Genomic DNA, 19,524 nt, shown 5'->3' with positions numbered 1-19,524 from the left:
CTTCGCAATACTGTGTCAAAATACTCACTGCGGTACTCATTTACTCAAGTAAACTCTGTTCCTCCTTCGCATTTTTCCTTGTCTTGCTCGTCACTAACAATTTTAGACTTACTGCCTTTGTTGGAAATTGCCATTAACTTCGTCCAGCTTCGTCAAATGCTTCATTCCGGTGCTCATTTACCTAAGTAAACTCTGCTCCTCATTCGGCCTTTTCCTTGCTGTACTCGTTACTGTCAATTTCAAGCATATTACTTACGAAATTACTTTCTTTGCTGCTCATCGCAGCTCAAAAGAATTGCTGGTTTATTCTCATATAAGTTTCCCTATATTTATTCTGTTCAATTTTCAAGGATCATCTCAAGCTGCCTGTTCTTCTTTAAGACAGCTTTTATAGTATATCATCTGTTTGCATTTTTGTCAATATATTTTAGATAATTATCAAAATAAAACTAAATACATATTGGATATGAGCCTCACGGCATCACATCTGCTTTCAACAACAGTTGATATTCTATCATATTTTCTCCTACTTTCTTCATAATATGCATTTATTATATAAATTTATCTTATGTTTTTCCGATATAAACTACTTTTTTCTTCAATATTCTTATATTGACACGCCAGGTTCAGGTTACGTTAATTTCACCTTAATTAAAATACAATTATTGATAAATACCTTTTTATTCTTATATAATATAAGTAAAAAACAGAGAGGCCCTTATATGAATATACCTAAAATATTAATAATAGAAGATGACGAACAAATAAACGACCTTATATGTGAGACTTTAAAAAAAGAAAATTACGATATCACACAATGTTTTAATGGAAGAGATGCACTTTGTAAAAATTACAATGACTTTCAGCTGATCATACTTGATATAATGCTGCCCTATGTGGATGGCATTGATGTTCTAAGAGAAATACGGAAAAAAAGCACCCTTCCAATTATAATTCTCTCTGCTAAAACTGAGGAATGTGACAGAATAACAGGACTCACTCTTGGTGCCGATGACTATATGATAAAACCTTTTTCCCCGAAAGAATTAACAGCAAGAGTAAAATCCCAACTCAGAAGGTACATAAAATACAATCAAAATACCTCTTCATACTCCTGCCTCCAACATGAAAAATTGGAATTAGACACTCTTGCCCACAAAGTGTTCAAGACCAACAGGGAATTAAACCTCACTCCAAAGGAATTTGAGCTTTTAAAACTATTTTTGGAGAACCCAAAGCAGGTATTTACTAAGGCACAAATATTCAGCAGAGTATGGGGAGACGATTACCTTAAGGATGACAATACTGTCATGGTAACTATAAAAAGACTCAGAGATAAAATTGAAGATATGCCGAAACAGCCAAAATATATATTGACTGTATGGGGAATAGGCTATAAACTTGGAGATTGATTATGGATATATTTGATTGTATTTTAATAATTACATTAATTCTTATGGTCCTCATTATTCTTTATATTTATAAAGCATTAAATCATATCTGCTGTTATATTGATAAAATACTCCATGGAAATTTGAATCAGAGAATACGGCTTCAGACTCACATAAGTTTTATCAGCAGACTTGTGGTGAAAATAAACGCATTGGCAGAAAAGCTTCAGAAGGTTGACGTAAAGAACAAATTAAATGAAGAATCCCATAAAAAAATGATTTCAAATATATCTCACGACTTGAGAACTCCGCTTACATCCATTCTAGGGTATATGGAGCTCCTGATGAGTGATTCAAAACTACAGCCTTTTGAAAAAGAAAAATACATGAAAATAATATGTGATAAAGGTAACTATCTTTACAGCACCCTGGAGGAATTTTTCCAGCTTTCAAAAATAGATTCAAATGATTTTAAACTGGATATAAACAAGATCAACATATGCGAGACTGCACGAAAGAATATAATTTCATTCTTCAATGAATTGAGAAGCTTGAACATTGAACCTGAATTGAATTTTCAAGAGGAAAACATATACATGAATTCAGACGAAAAATCTCTAAACAGGATTTTCAGCAATTTAATAGGTAATTCATTGAAATATGCAGAAAAAGCTACAAAAATAGGTATAGACATCAATTATAACGAGAATATGATCTTTATATCTGTGTGGGACAACGGTATTGGAATACCTGAAGATGAAATAGATTATATATTTGACAGGTTATATACTGTGGAGAAATCGAGAAATTCAAACACCAAAAGCAGCGGTATCGGCTTAAGTATAGTAAAAAAACTGGTAAAATCCTTGAATGGCCGTATTGACCTGTCCAGTATCCCTCTCAAAAAAACAGAATTCAAAATCACCTTCAAAACCAAGTGATCATAATTACCCATAATGTAAGAAAATTGTAAGAGCCCTGTAAAAACTATGTAAGGATTATGTTGTATATTATAGACATAATCCTTTTTGCAATATCAGGAATCAAAAAAACTGGAGGAAATAAAATGGACACCATACTAAAAACTTATAATTTAACCAGATATTTTAAAAATTTCACTGCCGTGGACAATTTAAACATGACCATAGAAAAAGGTGACATATACGGTTTTCTTGGAGAAAACGGTGCCGGCAAAACCACCACCATACGTATGATAATGCAGCTGGTAAAACCAAGTTCCGGAGAAATAGAACTGTTTTCACAAAAATCGGCAAACAGGAGATATCTTCTCCAGAAAATAGGCTCTATAATAGAATATCCCGGATTTTACCCAAATCTAACAGCAGGCGAAAATCTGGAAATACACAGGAGAATGATGGGCATTCAGGGAAAGAACTGTATAGATGAAGCCCTGAAATTGGTGGATATAAGGGATGTTAAAAATAAAAAAGTAAAGGAATTTTCTCTTGGCATGAAGCAGAGACTTGGAATAGCAAGAGCCCTCCTTCATCACCCTGAATTTCTCATACTTGACGAGCCCACCAACGGCCTTGACCCAACTGGCATAAAGGAAATCAGAGAACTTATACTGGAGCTGTGCCACAAGCAGAATATTACATTTTTGATCTCAAGTCATATTCTAAGTGAAATTCAGCTTATGGCCACAAAAATTGGGATAATCCACAGAGGTTCTCTTCTGGAGGAAATATCCTATGATGAACTCCAGAAGAGAAACAGGCACTATATAAACATAAAAGTAAATGACGATAAAAAAGCTTCTTTTGTTCTGGAGGAAAAGCTGAACATACATGACTACATTATCTGGGAGAAGAATAATCTGCGGGTTTATGAAAAGCTTCAGGAAATTTCAAATATAAACAGGATTTTAGTTTCAAATAACTTGTCTGTAGAAGAGATATGTTTGAAGATAGACAGCCTTGAGGATCATTTTCTCAGGCTTACAGGAGGAAAATAGATGTTCAATATAATATATGGTGAATTTTTAAAACTCAAAAGATCCTACCTGATCATTGCATCTATCATTGCTTCCATCTTCATACCCCTTGTTCAATGTGTTATGTCCCTTTCCAATGACTACACAGGTATATCTGATGCACTTAAAAGTACCCTGGTTAAAGATTACAGAACCAGTACAGAATTATTGTGTTTTCAATTTTTGTATATTATATTTTTTGCCTTTATATCAGGTTATATTTTCTCAAGGGAATTCTCGGATAAAACCGCCAATGTTCTCTACTCCTACCCCTTTGGAAGGATAAAGATATTTGCAGGCAAACTAATTGCCATATATTTGATAATCCTGTTTGTGTACATATGCCAGTTTGCCGCTGTTTACGCTGCCTTGTACATAGCCTGGGAGGAACTTCCATCTCTGAGTTTTATAATTACGGATATAAAAGTCAATCTTTATTCCATGTTATTTCAGTTTTTAATAATTTCTATACCTGTATTCATTGGAATAATTACAAAGAATATTGTCTTTCCCCTGGTTTACGGAATACTGGCAGCAGTTTCATCTTCATTCTTCATGGCTGCAGGAGGCATATATCTCCAGATGTCACCTTTGATGCTTCCCTCACTTCCCATATACTTCTTTTACAAGGGAGATCCCATTGACTTTATACTTCTTTTCACAAATATTATATTCATCCTTTCCATATCCATCCTTTTCTGCATTTATTGCTGCAAATTCATGGATATGGAGTGATTGTCAGATTTCTGTGAAACTTACTTTTTGCACTTTGAATTTCAGAATAAATAAGGAGGCCTTGAAATGCCAAACATAATATACTGTGAACTCTTGAAATTAAAAAGAAGCTATACATCTTCCCTTATCTTAATCGGAGGCACGTCCATGACAATACTCATGTTTCTGGCAAGATTTATTACAGAAAGTGAGATGATTTACGAAAAATATGCCTACAACATAGACCAGATAAATTTTCTAATGATATATCCCATACTTTTTACACTTGCTGCAGCCTATGTTTTCTCAAGGGAATTCTCAGACAAGACTGCCAGCACATTGTATACCTACCCTGTAAGCAGGTTTAAAATTTTTATGGGAAAATTAATTTCAATTTATGTTCTCATATTCATTACATACATAGTCGAAAGCTTGTCCATACCTGTCAGTTATTATTTTTTACACGGAGCTATACCAGAGTATTCCCTGATGATAACCACTGTTAAAGCCCAGGCATGTTCCCTGCTTTTTCAGTTCTTGCTGATTCCCATTCCAGTACTGATCGTAAATATGAGCAAAAATATGACAATACCTTCTTTATACGGAATTCTATCCTTTGTATTGAACACCCTGCTGATAGATAAGACAGAGCATCTTGAATACATACCTACTGCCTACCCCTATATTTCAGCAGCATACATCTACAATTTAAGAGACATCCGCTTCAGCTGCATCATAATAGGCACTGTCTCCATTTTTATATTATTTGTTTCCACCTCTCTGTACAGCTTCTGCAGTCAGGATATAGTCTAGAGCTTATACTTAAACATGAAAAGGAGTTTGAAATGAATAAATTCATAAAAATCATCATATGTATATCCATTATATGTTCTGCTTTGTCACTTGCAGCCTGTGAAACTCAATATCTGGGCGGCAGCAGGGATACCCGATGGGAAAAGGACTTAAACTACCTGCAAAATGCCCTTCCCCAAAAACACGTGGATGCTTTTCCAAAAATCAGTGAAAATAATTTCAACAGCGAAATGGAGAATTTGAAAAATTCCATATCAAAGCTTAACGACGACGAAATAACTGCAGGAATTTACAGAATAACTGCTTCACTGGGAGACAGTCATACTTCTGCCTATAAAAAGCCAGATCATATCTATCCTTTTGAATTTTATTATTTCAAGGATGGTATTTACGTCATAAACACCACCGCTCAATACAAAAGATCCCTCTATGGAAAGCTTTTGAAAATAGATGACATGGATGTGGAAAAAGTAAAAGAACATATTTTGCCTCTTATTGTGAAAGACAATTATGCCATGATAAAAAAGAGCCTTCCAAAATACCTTATGAATGCAGACATCCTTCATGGGCTCAAAATTGTAAATCCTGCAAAAAACACTGCTTTCACTTTTAAAGATATACATGGAAACATATTTGATTTGAATATAGATCCCAAACCTGCCCATGACTTAAAAGGCAAATTTATTGCAGCAGGTAAACCTGACAGCTCTTACCCACTTTACCGGCAAAAAAGCAATTTGAATTACTGGTATGAATATGTGGAAAGTAAAAAGCTGCTGTACTTCAAATACAACAAATGCGAGGAGGAAGAAAATGAATCCCTGGAGGACTTTACAAACAAAATGCTTAAATTCATGGATACTCACCCTGTGGATAAATTTGTAATTGACATGCGGGACAATCCCGGCGGCAGTGACAAATACATGAATTCAATTATACAGTGGATAAAAAGCAATAAACTCAATAATAAAGACAGATTTTTTGTGATAACCGGAAGGGCAACTTTTTCCTCTGCACTAATAAACCTGGTTCAATTGAGAGATGAAACCAACGCCAGTTTTGTAGGTGAGGAAACCAGCGGAAAACCAAATCATTTTGGAGCTGTAAGAACTTTTGATCTTCCCAATTCAAAAATAAGTATACAATATTCCACCCAGTTCAACAGAATCTCCAGAGATAATGACAATACCTTTAGTCCTGATAAGATAGTTGAAATCTCCATAGGGGATTATATAGACAAAAGAGATCCTGTGCTCAACTATATCACGAACAAGTAAAAAGCAGCCTTTTGAAGAGTATAAATTCAAAAGGCTGGATTACTTTACATTTTTTCTGTTTTTTCCAATTCAGTGGTCAAATCTATTATTCTGGCATTTAAAACAGGATGCACAACATAGGGTGCAATATCACACAGAGGTTTTAATACAAACAACCTTTTATGCATTCTCGGATGGGGTATGACTATCTTTTCATCTGCAGTAACCAGATTATCATATAAAACCACATCCAGATCCAGAGTTCTGGGACCCCACTTTATTTTTCTTTCTCTCTTTAACTTCTTTTCCACCTGCATTAAAAAATCTATAAGTTCTTCCGGAGTCAGTAAGGTTTCCAACTCCAGGGCTCCATTTAAAAAATCACCTTGTTTTAAATATCCTACAGGCTTTGTTTCATATAATTTGGACATTTTGACTATTCTGCTCGAATCAGAAGAATTTATAATATGGACAGCATCTTTTATATTCTGTTCTCTGTCTCCCAAATTGGAGCCCACAGAAATATAAGTTCTGTGCCAACGCCTGTCCACTTCAATTGCTGCCCATTTAAGCGGCTTGCCTATGGGTGCCCAGGGTTTTTTAACTCTCACTTTTACCCGTTTCACCCTTGCATATTTTTTTAATATAAATTCTGACAGAACTTCTGCCGATGTTTCAATAAGATCATATTTTTTCTTTTTGAATTCCCCTTCCACATCATTGCAGAGCACTGCATAATTTATGGTACTGCTGAGATCATCATGCTTCCCGGCATCTCTTAAATCAAGATACAATTTTAAAGATATCAAAAATTTTTGGCCCATATCTTTTTCAGCTTGATTTACTCCGTGATGTGCATAAACCTCTAAATCTTCTATATATATAACATCCATCTGGGACCTCCTAACTGCGCATCAATACTCAATACCGTAATTTTTCTTTTCCTCCGGCCAGCTGCAGTCGGAAAATACACTGCACATAAAACATTTTCTTGATATCTTGTCACTTTTATAAAATATCTTCTTTAATGAATCCCAATTATTTGATTTTCTATGACTGCCTATAAGATCCAGCACTTGCCTTTTCTCATGTTCATCAAACCCGCATTTTTCCAATATATCTTTGGCAATTTTAACACCTGCAATTTCATGAGGTGTACCTTTTTCATACTGCTCCCCTCTTCCTATATCATGGAGCAGTGCAGCTGCATATATTATTTGTTTTTCCACTTTTATATTTTTTTCAAGCACCATTATATATGCAATTCTGGCGACATCCATAAGATGGCAGATGCCGTGCCTGCAAAATTTCCTGGTTCTTTCCATATCATCTATCCGAGACAGATATCTGCAAAAATCATGATTTTTCAATATGGCATTGACCTTTTCCACAATAAGCACCACACTTTTATTCTACATTGAGCATTTTATATACTTCTTCCCTATATCTGGAGTCCTCTTTGAATATTCCTCTGGTAGCCGTAGTAACAGTCTTGCTTCCAGGTTTTTTTACTCCCCTCATGGTCATGCACATGTGTTCAGCCTTTACAACTACCATAACTCCTTTGGCATTCAAATATCTCATTATTGAATCAGCAATTTGAACGGTCATTCTCTCCTGGAGCTGGAGCCTTTTCGCAAAGACCTCCACAGTCCTGGCCAATTTGCTCAAGCCAACCACTTTGTCATTGGGAACATAGGCAATATGTACTTTACCATAAAAAGGCATAAGATGGTGTTCACAAATGGAATAAAATACAATATCCTTTTCCAATACTATATCAGTACTGTTCACCGTAAATACCTTTTTTAGATGTTTTTCAGGACTCTCATTGTATCCTGAAAAAATTTCTCTATACATTCTGGCAATTCTATCTGGAGTTTCAATAAGCCCTTCTCTTTCGGGATCTTCCCCTATAGCTTCAATAATCATCTTTACTGCCTTTTTAATTTTATTATCATCCATCACAATAAGTTATATTGAGCAGTGAATACTCAATATTCTCCCCTCCCATGCATCTAAAATAGATTACAATATACCTTTCAGACACTTTATCTTCTCAATATTGCATCTGCCATCATTACCGCTCTTTTATTTTCTTTCACATCATGAACTCTCACAAAATCACAATTTTTCATTATGCCTATCACCGTTGTAGCTATAGTACCTTCAACTCTTTCATCTGTGGGAAGTTTTAATGCATTTCCTATCATGGATTTTCTGGATGTTCCCAGAAGAACCGGATATCCCAGCTTTGAAAGCTGTTCCAAGTTATTCATGACATCTAAATTTTGTTCATAGTCTTTAGCAAAGCCTATACCTGGATCCAATATTATATTTTCCGGATCTACTCCAGCTTTTAAAGCTATATCCACACTTTCCTTTAAATCGCTCAACAGATCTTCCATTAAATTTTTGTAATTTCTATTATTTCTATTGTGCATAAGACAACATGGAACTTTATAATGAGCTGCCACTTCAGCCATATACTGATCTTTTTTGAAGCCCCATACATCATTTATGAAGTTTGCTCCAGCTTTTAAAGCTTCCTCTGCCACTTTTCCCTTGTAAGTATCTACTGAAATAGGTATATCTATATATTTTTTAAGCGCACCTATTACAGGAATCACTCTTTCAATTTCTTCCTCCTGATCCACTGGCATATGACCTGGCCTTGTGGATTCTCCTCCCACATCTATTATGTCCGCACCTTCAGCTTCCATCTTTCTAGCATGTTCTATAGCACGCTCTATACTATTAAACTTTCCGCCGTCGGAAAAAGAATCCGGCGTAACATTTAGTATACCCATGATATGGGTTTTTTTACCAATTTCAAAATTTTTATCACCTATTCTTAATATCTTACTCATTATTTTTACCTTCCATCATTTTTTATTTTGCAGATGCAAATGCAAAAACACACTTAATCACCGTTGTCCTTTAAACAATTCTATTTTATCCGAACGCTACAAGTGTTAATACTCCCAAACTTCTCAAAGTAGGAGATAATCACTACTATGTGTATGTTCTTTAATAAAATACTCCCTTTGCTACTATCTCCACTGGTCCAGCCAATGTCAATTCTTTAATATTATTATTTTTATAGAATGTCGAAACTTCTAAAATTCCTCCAGGCTGATTTATGGTATAATTATGTTCACCTTCATTAGAAGTAAGTGAAACTGCCAAAGCTGTAGTTCCAGATGCACAACTTCTTTCCCATAACAAACTGTCAGTAGCTTTAACATACACTAAAGGTGTCAAAAAATATTTCAGTGGATCATAATACATTATACCAAATGCATCATATTTTTCTCTATCCATATATCTTTTTATCATTGAAAACAAATCATCATTATTTTCAATTTCATCTGCATCCACAATAAAATGTGTAATTCCGCAGAGCTCAATTTTTTTTACTTCTATATTTTTGCCATCAATTGAAAAACTACATTTTTCAATTTTTTGCGGCAAAGGCATTTGAACTTTGGAGTAGAAAACATTTTCTTTTTCGGTATTCCTTACCTCACAGTTTATTAATTCATTCACTCCTGATATTTCAAAACTGGTAAAATATCTTTCTTTTATTTTCTTTATAGTCGAATTATGAAAAAATACCATACATGCGGCAAAAGATCTAGCGGCATTTCCACAAAATTCCCCACCCATCATCTGCAGCCTGATAACATCTTGTCTTTTACCTTCTAATGTCTTTGGGCTTTCAATAAACCCTACCTGTTCTCCATGAATACTATTATAATTCATCAATTTATTTGCCATTTTGGGCTGTTGGTTTCTGTTAACCTTGTCCAATACAAATATAGTCATATTTTCTGCTGGATTAACCTTTACATAATTGTACCCTCCGCCCATAGTATCAAACATCTCCCTCATTGAAATATCAATACCCAAATAATATTAATTACACCAATTTCCTTAAATGATTAACATTATTATAGTTGATAGCTTCAATTATTTCAATATAATGCTATTTACTGTATAAAACATACTGGAATTAAACACCAAAATATACTATTATAATATGTAATATATTATTATGCAGTTAAGAGTTAAGAACTAAAATTGATGAAGAAATTTTTAACTTCATTAAAAGTTTAAACCCCAGCCATTAACTACATTATTGTGTTTATAGGAGGATAAAAATGACATATTCAAAAGTCAAATATGAAGGACTAAAAAAGCTGTGCCACATTGTCTTTGAAAAATTTGGATTTAACCCGGAGGACAGTAAAACTATTACAGATGTATTGTTATTATCAGATCTATATGGCATTGAATCCCACGGCATTCAGAGATTAGTAAAATATTACAGTGAAATAAAACAGGGTTTGATAATAGTTGACTCCAGTCCAAAAATCATAAAAGAAACACCCATATCCGCAGTTATAGACGGTCAGGCCGGCATGGGACAATTAACAGGTAAAAGAGCCATGAATCTTGCCATAGAAAAAGCTAAGGCTTCAGGGATTGGCATGGTTTCTGTAAGAAACTCCAATCACTACGGTATTGCAGGATACTATGCTAAGATGGCAGAGGAATCAGGCCTCATGGGAATTTCAATGACAAATTCACCAGCTGTCATAGTACCCACTTTTGGCAAAGAAGCCATGCTCGGCACAAATCCCATCGCTATATCTATACCAGCTGAACCCTATCCATTTTTAATGGACATGGCCACTAGTGTAGTAACTAGAGGTAAAATTGAAGTCTATAATAAAAAACATGAACCCCTTCCTTTGGGCCTGGCATTGAATAAAGATGGAGAAGAAACCACTGACCCCTATGATATACTGTACAATGTACCAAGAAAGCTGGGAGGCGGATTGCTCCCACTTGGAGGTTCTAAAGAATTAACAGGAGGACATAAGGGATACGGTTTTGCTCTAGCGGTTGAAATATTCACAGCAATTTTATCAGGGGGCTCTACTGGAAATTATGTCCATCTTGACGGATCTGGCGGTTCAGGTACCTGTCACTTTTTATGTGCAGTAGACTATGGTATATTTGGAGATAAAAAATCCATTGAAAGCAGACTTTCAAAATATTTAGATGAACTTAGAAGTTCCAAAAAAGCAAAAGGAGCCGTCAGGATATATACCCATGGTGAAAAAGAAGTGGAATCTTATAATGACAAAATTAAAAATGGAATTCCGATAAATGATGCAACTCTTCATGAAATAGATGATATATGCCAATTCTTCCATATAAATTCCAATGACTATATCATTAAAGTCAAGAGTTAGGAGATTTCAATCTCAGCTATTAACCATTTCCTATCTCAAAATATTTTTAGAGGAGGTAACGAGTATGATTAAAATAGGTAATAAAAAAATTTTAATCAAAAAAGGAGACATAACCAAAGAGCAAAGTGATGCAATAGTAAATCCTGCAAACAGCTCTCTAAGTCATGGTGGAGGGGCAGCTTTAGCCATAGTGAGGGCAGGTGGAATTGAAATACAAAAAGACAGCGATAAAATCATAAAAAAAATAGGCACTCTGCCTGTGGGAAAAGCTGTCATAACATATGGTCATAATTTAAAAGCCAAATTTGTAATACACACTGTAGGGCCAATAATGGGAGAGGGAAATGAAGAAAATAAACTGAGAAAAGCCATGACCAGCGTACTTAATCTGGCGGAGTCCTATAATTTAACTTCTATATCAATTCCGGCCATAAGCTCCGGTGTATTCAGATTTCCAAAAGAAAAATGTGCAGAAATACTTCTTAAAACTTCAGTAGAATTTCTCAGAAAAGATGATATAGATTTGAAAACTATTGTCATGTGCAACCATGATGATAAAACTACAGATATTTTCCTCAAGGAGGGTAAAAAATATATCTAGATATAAAAATAGAGTGCTGTAAAACTATTTCAAAAAATAGTTTTACAGCACTCCCTTTCTTATATTTTAACTATTCCAAAACCTCTTTATTCTGGAAAGTATTTCCTAGCACCTCCACATTCCCCTTGAGCATTTGTATGTATAAATATTCATTTTCTACATAAAAACCATACAGTTCCGTGGCCTCACTGATCTCTCCACACTCGCCTATCAATTTATCAAAGGAATATCTGCCAAACTTGACAGGTAATCTCAAGGAATTTTCCTCTTGATTTATCCCTATAATATCCTCTTCATAGATATCATTTCCATTTTTATCGTTCAAACCTGTAAATTCTGTAGTTATAAATCTACCTTCTTCTTTTACTCCATCTTCAAGATAAGGATTTTCACTTATATAAAAACATTTATTTTTACTGTCCCAAATTCTAAATTTAAATTTTCTCATACAATACTCACTCCTTTATATTTTAATTTGATTCACCATTACTGTGAGCTTTTCAGCAAACTCTGCTTGACTTTATTCACTAATACTTTTACTGCATTCATTCACAAAAAACTTAAAAATAGAAAATTGTTTCTCATAATGTTCCCACATCATTTCAGGATGCCATTGAACTCCCACTACAAACCTGTTTCCTCTCATCTCTATGGATTCAATTATCCCGTCAGGAGATCTACCCGAAACTTCAAAAACATGAGCTGGATCTTTAATAACCTGATGATGATAGGAATTTACCCGTATTTCCTCTTCTTTGAAAATACTGAAAATTTTACTTTTTTTATCCACGAAAACTTGATGGACTGGAATATATTTCTCAATTTCTCTCATAGAGTGATTTATATCTATGTTATTTCTCAACTTAAGAGGTATTTCACTAAAATCCTGATAAAGAGTACCACCATAAGCCACATTCAAAAGCTGATTACCCCTGCAAATTCCCAAAACAGGAATATTGCTTTTATCTATAATATTTTTCACCAAAGTAAGTTCATGCTTATCTCTCCTGGGATTTATGGCTCCAATTTTAGTACTTGTAAACTGTCCATAGTACTCAGGGAAAATATCATTTCCTCCCGTCAATATCAAACCATCTATATCATTAATAATATTATAGATATTATCTTCATCATTATATATTGGAATGATCAGAGGAATTCCCCCTGCTTTTTCAACTGAACTTATATAATCATCAGGCACAAGCTGCCAATCCAACTTGCCTCCCAATCCGCCATAGAGTTCATCCAATCCGTTAAAATAATTTGCACATATTCCTATAACTGGCTTCATTCATATTCCTCCATCCAAGAATAGGCAATCAGTGAACCGGCATCTGGTTGTCTCTTAACTCAAGATACTTTAATTATTTACTATTAGATATTCATTACACACTGTTATCATTAAAAACTATTTTGTCAACCCCGCAGCCTTCATTGTCTTTAAAATATTTCCAGCACTGAATTTTAATTTCTCTATTTCATCCTCAGAAAGAGGTACTTCTATTCTCCTCTCAACTCCATTTTCAGTTATAATACATGGAAGGCTTAATGCCACATCCTTTAGACCATATTCACCCTCCAGGGTAGTGGAAACAGGCATGATACTGTGCTCATCTAGCAAAACTGCCTTTGCAAGTCTGCAGGCTGCCATAGCAATTCCTGCACTGGTAAATCCTTTAAGGTGAAGGACGTCATAAGCCACATTCACCACTTCGGAAGCTACTTTTTCCCGATCCAGTGGTTCCTTTGGTCTAAAGTATTCATCCAATCTATCGCAGGAAACTCCCCCAATATTCAAAAGACTCCAGGTAGGAAAAGCTGAATTGCCATGTTCTCCAAGCATATATCCATGAACATCTTTAGGGTCCACATTGTATTTATTGGCGATGATTCTTCTGAAACGTGAGGAATCAAGACTAGTTCCCGTGCCAAATATTTTATTCTTAGGATATCCAAAATAATTTTGAGCATAATATACCATGGTGTCCAATGGATTGGTTATTATTATAATCACTGCATCCTTTGTATACTTGCTTATAGAAGACATCACATCTTTCATGGTCTCAACATTTTTCTCCGCTAAAACTGTTCTATCGGATTTGTCATCTGGCATTATGCTTGGTCCGGCAGCTATTATGATAACTCTAGCGTCACTACATTCTTCATAACCACCTGAATGAATTCTCACATTAGGGCTATAAGTAAAAGACGTAGTATGTGTAGAATCCAGTGCTTCCCCTTCGGCCTTTTCCTTTATTTTGTCAATAGTTACAATCTCAGACATCAGATCAAGTGACAATGCACAATTCAATACTGCAGAGCCTACATGTCCTGTACCTACTATTACAAGCTTATTTTTTGTCGGTTTCATATACATTACCCCCATTATATTATATAATTTAAAATATCAAATCAAATGATTCTTGAGTTCAAATCAGTTTTTTTCTATATTATAGTTATTTTTTGTATCTATGTCTACTATCAATTGTAAATCGTAAATTAAAATAATTGAAATATTACCTGACATAACTAACTTTCTTTTGAAAAAAGTTTATGAAAAGTATATAATTTCTGTAAAGAGTGTATTTGGAGGTAATCTATGAATACCATATCTTATACAGAAAGTTATAATAAAATATTCAGGAAAATTACAAATGTAAAGTGGCTTAAAAAATATAATATAAATAAATATATGATAAACAAGAGCATAAAAAGTAACAAATTCAGAGACGCCCTTAAAAATCAATTACTCAACAAAGACTTTTCAGCTAAAAGTACATTAATACTATGTCAATCTATGCTGGAGTCACTTTCGGAACATAAAGTACCTGACAATTGGCTTCTATATTTATACCAATATACCCTGCAAAAAAATTTTCCAGAAAATGTAACTGTAAAAATGATTCCCCAGTTAACCGCTCCCTGTGAACTGTACCTGGTCATATTCAATATACTGTGTAAAATACAAAAAAGTTCTGATGATGGAACATGGGAAAGTCATTATCCACTGCAATTTTTAACTTCAAAAGAAGAATCCGAACTGGAACATCCTGAAGAATACAAAAAATTTGTAAAATCTTTTGTATCACAATATACCTATGAGATGATGAAAATAAACGGTGAATTAACAGGTTTTACCACGCTGCAGCATGTGTGTGGTGTACATTTTTTATCTCTCTACATAGCAAGACAATTAAAAAGTATAAATATCCCCGTCGATCTGGGAAGAGTATCCGGAGCTGCTGCCGGTCATGACATAGGAAAATACGGGTGTAAATATGCGGAATCCAAAAAAGTTCCCCATTTACATTATTACTATACAGATCAGTGGTTTAAAAGATGTGGAATAAACTATATAAGAAATGTAGCTATAAACCACTCCGTATGGGATTTAGAATTAGAAAATCTTTCTCTGGAATCTCTAATTCTCATATACTCTGATTTTAGGATAAAAAATGAATTTAAAAATAGTCAGACCTATATGAAATTATTTTCCCTAGATGAATCATTTTACATAATTTCAAGCAAGCTGGAAAACATGAATTCACAAAAAAGTAAACGATACAGAAGAGTTTATGCCAAATTAAAGGACTTTGAAAATTTTCTCCTGGATATAGGAATTGACATAGAACCAAAACACATATTCAGTCCTGTCAAGATAAAAAACAAAAATTATACTCTGCTTCAGGGAAATGATATAGTCCAAAATCTGAAATATCTATCGATAAATCATAATATAAATCTCATGTACCAGTTAAGGGATGAATACTCTCTAGATGCCATACTTGAAATGGCCAGAAGTGAAAATGACTGGAAAATCTTTCGTGAATATATACGAATATTTCAGGAATACTCCACTTATCTTACCCAGAAGCAAAAACTTCAAACATTAAAATTTCTATACGAAAACCTGATTCATCCAGAAGATGATATAAGAAGGCATTGTGCGGAATTAATGGGAACTCTTATAGCCACCTTTGATGAAGACTACAGGAAGGAATTACCACAGGATGTAAAAATACCACCTCCTATTACATCCGGGATAAGCCTCCTTAAAAAGTACATGGAAATCATGCTGTCACCTAGTTATAAAGTGATTTCTGAACATAAATTCAATATAGGGTACAGCATAAGCATTATGATAAATTCTCTTTTTGCAAACTGCAAAAAATCGTTGATGCCAAAATACATTGATGTACTCATAGAATTTTACAAAGAGGAAAAATATAAAAATATAACTTGCGAAATTTTTCTACTTGAAGCTTGTAAATATATCCCCTGGGGTTACCTTTCCAAAGTAAATGAGGAAATTCTGTTCAACTATATATTTTCCGGGATAAAAAAGAGAAACAGCACCATAAGAATGGAAGCTCTGGAAACTATCTTAATATTTTCAGATAACATTATACAAAATCAAAGCTTCATGGAAAAAATAAAGGCTCATTTTATTTCAATAACTACAAAGAGCAAAATTCCAGCTGAAAATTTTCTCATGTTCAAGATAAATAAAAAACTAAATTTAAATGACATCGACATATTTGAATATTACTGTGATCTGGACAACAAAGTGGTAACGGATATATTTTTAAGCAATTTGAAGACTGCTACAGACTGGATAAGAAAAAAGAACCAGGTGGAACTGCTTTTGTATCACGCACTTGATGACCCTCAGTTAACAGGCCTTCACACAGCTATACATTTCTGCAATTTATTAAAGGTAAGTGCTGTAGAAACAGTTAGAAATACAGCTGGATCAGCTGTACTAGAGATCATGCCCTATCTTTCACTGGCTGAAAGAAATGAAGTTGCAGTGGAACTTTTAAGAGCCCTGGAAATAGAGGGAAACAGATTTACAGAATACATCCCCAGATACACAGGTCAGGCAGCCCTATGGCTCCAGCCAAAAGAACTAGATGAATTTATAGATGATTCAATCTACAAGGTTAAAACTTCAAACTCAAATTTAAAATCCCTCATATTTAAAACTGTGGGAACTATTATAGAACACTATTGGGTCTATAAAGACCGCTTTGAAGAATCTGAATTAAATTATTTAAAAAGATTGAATAAAATGCTTGGAATATTGCTAAATGGCCTAGGAGATTACAACTCTCAAGTCAAACAATCTGCGTTCAGCGTTATAGGCAAGGAAATCTTTGATACAGATTCCATGGATCTGACTAAAAAAGAACTTATATTTAAACTCATAGCTAAAAAGATGCTTACATTGATTACAGACAATGAAAATCAAGAGTTATTGTTCTTAACTAGATCCGCCAGTTTAAATCACATATACAGATTTATATCAGACTACAACTTTTTTTATGGCAATATAGATATACCCGTTCCTCAAAAAGTAGCTTTTTTCCCTGGAACCTTTGATCCATTCTCCCTGAGCCATAAGGAAATAGCAAAATACATTCGTGATTTAGATTTTGAAGTATATTTATCCATAGATGAATTTTCCTGGTCCAAAAAGACCCTGCCAAATCTCTTGAGGCGAAATTTAGTGACTATGTCTATGGCCAGTGAATTAAACATATACCTTTACCCTGATATGTACCCTACAAACATATCCAATGAATCAAATTTAAAAACATTAAAAGAAAATTTTCCTAATTCAAAAGTCTACATGTGCATAGGCAGCGATGTTCTTTTGAATGCATCCAGCTATAAAGCTCCAAAAACCCCGAATTCAATTCATACTTTTTCTCATATAATATTTGAGAGGGGAAAAGACAAAGATCTATTGAAGCTGGCTGCAAAAAAAATAGATAGGAATGTATTAGTACTCAGTTTAACTTCAAATTATTCAAACATAAGTTCCAGTCAAATCAGGACTTCTATCGACAACAACAGAGACATTTCTAGCCTGGTAGATCCTATGGCAGAGCAGTACATATATGTAAATGGATTTTATCAACGGGAATCCCAGGACAAAGATTTCATAAAATCACTGTGGCTCGACAGAGAAATATTCAAAGATTTTAACAACGAAGTCCTGGACAGAATAAGCAAGTGTATGCCCAATTGTACAGGTGAATTTATAAATAAACTCAGAGAGATATCTTTTAAATCCTATTTTTGTATCGTATTCCTTAAGAATACCAACACTGGAGAGATACTGGGTTTCTGTATTTTACACTGGATTCGTCCCTCTACACTGTATAATGAATTTGAAAATAAAGATGTATCTCAGTATATACGTGAAAACAGTACAGGAAGAATCATATCAATAGACGGACTCTATATTAAGAATGTATACAAAAAAGAAGAACTTGCACAAATTCTTTTTACAGAAGCTATTTCTCTATACGTATCTAAAGACTATGAATACGCTGTATACAAAAATGCTTTTAACAGGGAAATATACGACAGCGATATTTCTTCTCTATTGAAATTATACGGATTTATAAAGGTTCCCTTTTGTAATGAAAATAATCCTATATATGCAGTTAACATGAATACTCCCTGTATAATAAATTTTGACGCACAGAATGTCATCAAAGAACCTTTTAGGAGCAATCCTAAAGTGTTAAACACTCTCTGCAAATGCCGTAAAAAGTTAATTGAAAGTATAGCCAGGTTATATCCTGGAGAGCTCATACTTTCTTTCAACGTGAATTTTGTATATCAATGTTTAATAAGAAAAATCTGTAAAGAAAATCTAGTCCCCACATACAATTTGGTGCCAAGGAAATTGGGTAAAGCCATGTGTGTACCCTACGGTGATATACTGGAGCGATATGTTATTCCAAATACTGTAACCAAGGCACTGCATACAGAAAAACTATTTTTCCCCGACATGAGAAAATTCATAATAGGCGAATTCCCACATTATTTGGACCTAAATACACAGATAAAAATGATAAAAGCTTTCCAAAGGCCTGTAATATTAGTGGATAATCTGCTCCACAAGGGATACCGGATAAAAGCAGTGGATCCTATTTTTAAAAAAGAAGCTGTAGAAGTAAAAAAAATTATCGTAGCAGTACTATCTGGAAGAGGCAAGGATCTCATGGATATGCAGGGCAGATCTGTCGAAAGCGTATATTTTATTCCAAGGTTAAAGCTGTGGTTTAATGAAAATTCTCTGTATCCATTTATAGGTGGAGATGCACTTTATAGGGGAAGTTATCCCGAGAGGAACCTTCTTCCATCGATAAACCTAATTTTACCTTATACTTATCCTGCATTTATAAAAAATACTTCCAAATCCAATATATATAATTTATCAAAGACCTGCCTGGAAAACAGCCTGAATATATTGGAAACAATAGAGGAAGAATATCACATTATCCATGAGAAGAATTTGACTCTATCCTGCCTGGGTCAGGTATTTGCCACACCAAGATGCCCCGACCTTGGAGAAAATATCAGTTTCAACCTCAACTTGCCTGCATCAGGCTACCTTAAAAATGATCTGGAGCTTTTAATCCGAATGGAGCATGCTTTTGAATAATCAATATATATTACTTTTGGAGAATGAGGT

At 34.2% G+C, this 19,524-nt stretch carries 17 protein-coding genes; 9 read left to right on the top strand and 8 right to left on the bottom strand.

Features of this window, described 5'->3' with window-relative positions:
• Positions 1 to 722: 722 nt before the first annotated feature.
• From LN736_RS09175 to LN736_RS09150, 6 genes are all read left to right on the top strand, one after another.
• A complete protein-coding gene (locus LN736_RS09175; RefSeq protein ID WP_179976917.1) occupies positions 723 to 1,412 on the top strand; it encodes a response regulator transcription factor in 690 nt (229 codons plus the stop codon).
• Positions 1,413 to 1,414: 2 nt separating this feature from the next.
• Positions 1,415 to 2,332, top strand: a complete 918-nt coding sequence (locus LN736_RS09170; protein WP_150357534.1) for a sensor histidine kinase — start codon at positions 1,415 to 1,417, stop codon at positions 2,330 to 2,332.
• A 125-nt stretch (positions 2,333 to 2,457) separates the two neighbouring features.
• The gene (locus LN736_RS09165; protein WP_150357532.1) at positions 2,458 to 3,366 is read left to right on the top strand and encodes an ABC transporter ATP-binding protein; all 909 of its coding nucleotides are present in this window, start codon (positions 2,458 to 2,460) and stop codon (positions 3,364 to 3,366) included.
• The gene (locus LN736_RS09160; protein WP_229981418.1) at positions 3,367 to 4,119 is read left to right on the top strand and encodes an ABC transporter permease; all 753 of its coding nucleotides are present in this window, start codon (positions 3,367 to 3,369) and stop codon (positions 4,117 to 4,119) included.
• Between the two features lie 66 nt (positions 4,120 to 4,185).
• Positions 4,186 to 4,911 (top strand): ABC transporter permease, encoded by a 726-nt coding sequence (locus LN736_RS09155; RefSeq protein WP_229981417.1) that lies wholly within the window; start codon positions 4,186 to 4,188, stop codon positions 4,909 to 4,911.
• 32 nt (positions 4,912 to 4,943) lie between these two features.
• On the top strand, positions 4,944 to 6,188 hold the full coding sequence (locus LN736_RS09150) for a S41 family peptidase (protein WP_229981416.1): 1,245 nt from the start codon (positions 4,944 to 4,946) through the stop codon (positions 6,186 to 6,188).
• A gap of 44 nt (positions 6,189 to 6,232) precedes the next feature.
• Here the strand turns inward: LN736_RS09150 and folK are convergent, their stop codons facing one another.
• The 5 genes from folK to LN736_RS09125 form a co-directional block, all read right to left on the bottom strand.
• Positions 6,233 to 7,060 (bottom strand): 2-amino-4-hydroxy-6-hydroxymethyldihydropteridine diphosphokinase, encoded by an 828-nt coding sequence (gene folK / locus LN736_RS09145; protein WP_229981415.1) that lies wholly within the window; start codon positions 7,058 to 7,060, stop codon positions 6,233 to 6,235.
• 21 nt (positions 7,061 to 7,081) lie between these two features.
• The gene (locus LN736_RS09140; RefSeq protein ID WP_229981414.1) at positions 7,082 to 7,570 is read right to left on the bottom strand and encodes an HD domain-containing protein; all 489 of its coding nucleotides are present in this window, start codon (positions 7,568 to 7,570) and stop codon (positions 7,082 to 7,084) included.
• Positions 7,571 to 7,574: 4 nt separating this feature from the next.
• Positions 7,575 to 8,132 (bottom strand): GTP cyclohydrolase I FolE, encoded by a 558-nt coding sequence (folE, locus tag LN736_RS09135; protein WP_229981413.1) that lies wholly within the window; start codon positions 8,130 to 8,132, stop codon positions 7,575 to 7,577.
• Between the two features lie 86 nt (positions 8,133 to 8,218).
• Positions 8,219 to 9,037, bottom strand: a complete 819-nt coding sequence (gene folP / locus LN736_RS09130; RefSeq protein WP_179976914.1) for a dihydropteroate synthase — start codon at positions 9,035 to 9,037, stop codon at positions 8,219 to 8,221.
• A 160-nt stretch (positions 9,038 to 9,197) separates the two neighbouring features.
• Entirely contained in the window at positions 9,198 to 10,079 is an 882-nt protein-coding gene (locus tag LN736_RS09125) for a diaminopimelate epimerase (RefSeq protein ID WP_190972219.1), read from the bottom strand.
• A gap of 251 nt (positions 10,080 to 10,330) precedes the next feature.
• Here LN736_RS09125 and LN736_RS09120 point away from each other — a divergent pair, with 251 nt between their 5' ends.
• Positions 10,331 to 11,431 (top strand): Ldh family oxidoreductase, encoded by a 1,101-nt coding sequence (locus LN736_RS09120; protein ID WP_179976912.1) that lies wholly within the window; start codon positions 10,331 to 10,333, stop codon positions 11,429 to 11,431.
• Positions 11,432 to 11,495: 64 nt separating this feature from the next.
• Complete coding sequence (locus tag LN736_RS09115) at positions 11,496 to 12,032, top strand: macro domain-containing protein (RefSeq protein ID WP_150357516.1); 537 nt, start codon at positions 11,496 to 11,498, stop codon at positions 12,030 to 12,032.
• Between the two features lie 70 nt (positions 12,033 to 12,102).
• Here the strand turns inward: LN736_RS09115 and LN736_RS09110 are convergent, their stop codons facing one another.
• The 3 genes from LN736_RS09110 to LN736_RS09100 all read right to left on the bottom strand — a co-directional run bounded on the left by LN736_RS09110 (position 12,103) and on the right by LN736_RS09100 (position 14,403).
• Positions 12,103 to 12,480, bottom strand: a complete 378-nt coding sequence (locus LN736_RS09110; protein ID WP_150357514.1) for a YopX family protein — start codon at positions 12,478 to 12,480, stop codon at positions 12,103 to 12,105.
• 72 nt (positions 12,481 to 12,552) lie between these two features.
• Positions 12,553 to 13,323: a gamma-glutamyl-gamma-aminobutyrate hydrolase family protein gene (locus LN736_RS09105; protein ID WP_150357512.1), complete on the bottom strand. Its 771-nt coding sequence runs from the start codon at positions 13,321 to 13,323 to the stop codon at positions 12,553 to 12,555.
• Positions 13,324 to 13,440: 117 nt separating this feature from the next.
• Positions 13,441 to 14,403, bottom strand: coding sequence for an L-lactate dehydrogenase (locus LN736_RS09100; protein ID WP_229981412.1), 963 nt, complete (start codon positions 14,401 to 14,403; stop codon positions 13,441 to 13,443).
• A 228-nt stretch (positions 14,404 to 14,631) separates the two neighbouring features.
• Here LN736_RS09100 and LN736_RS09095 point away from each other — a divergent pair, with 228 nt between their 5' ends.
• A complete protein-coding gene (locus LN736_RS09095) occupies positions 14,632 to 19,494 on the top strand; it encodes a nucleotidyl transferase family protein (RefSeq protein ID WP_229981411.1) in 4,863 nt (1,620 codons plus the stop codon).
• Positions 19,495 to 19,524: the final 30 nt, after the last annotated feature.

The organism is Clostridium aromativorans (genome assembly GCF_020908015.1).
GTDB classification, from domain to species: Bacteria; Bacillota; Clostridia; order Clostridiales; family Clostridiaceae; genus Clostridium_B; species Clostridium_B aromativorans.
The sequence above is the reverse complement of the archived record's forward strand: the minus strand, read 5'-3'. Positions and strand labels throughout refer to the sequence as shown.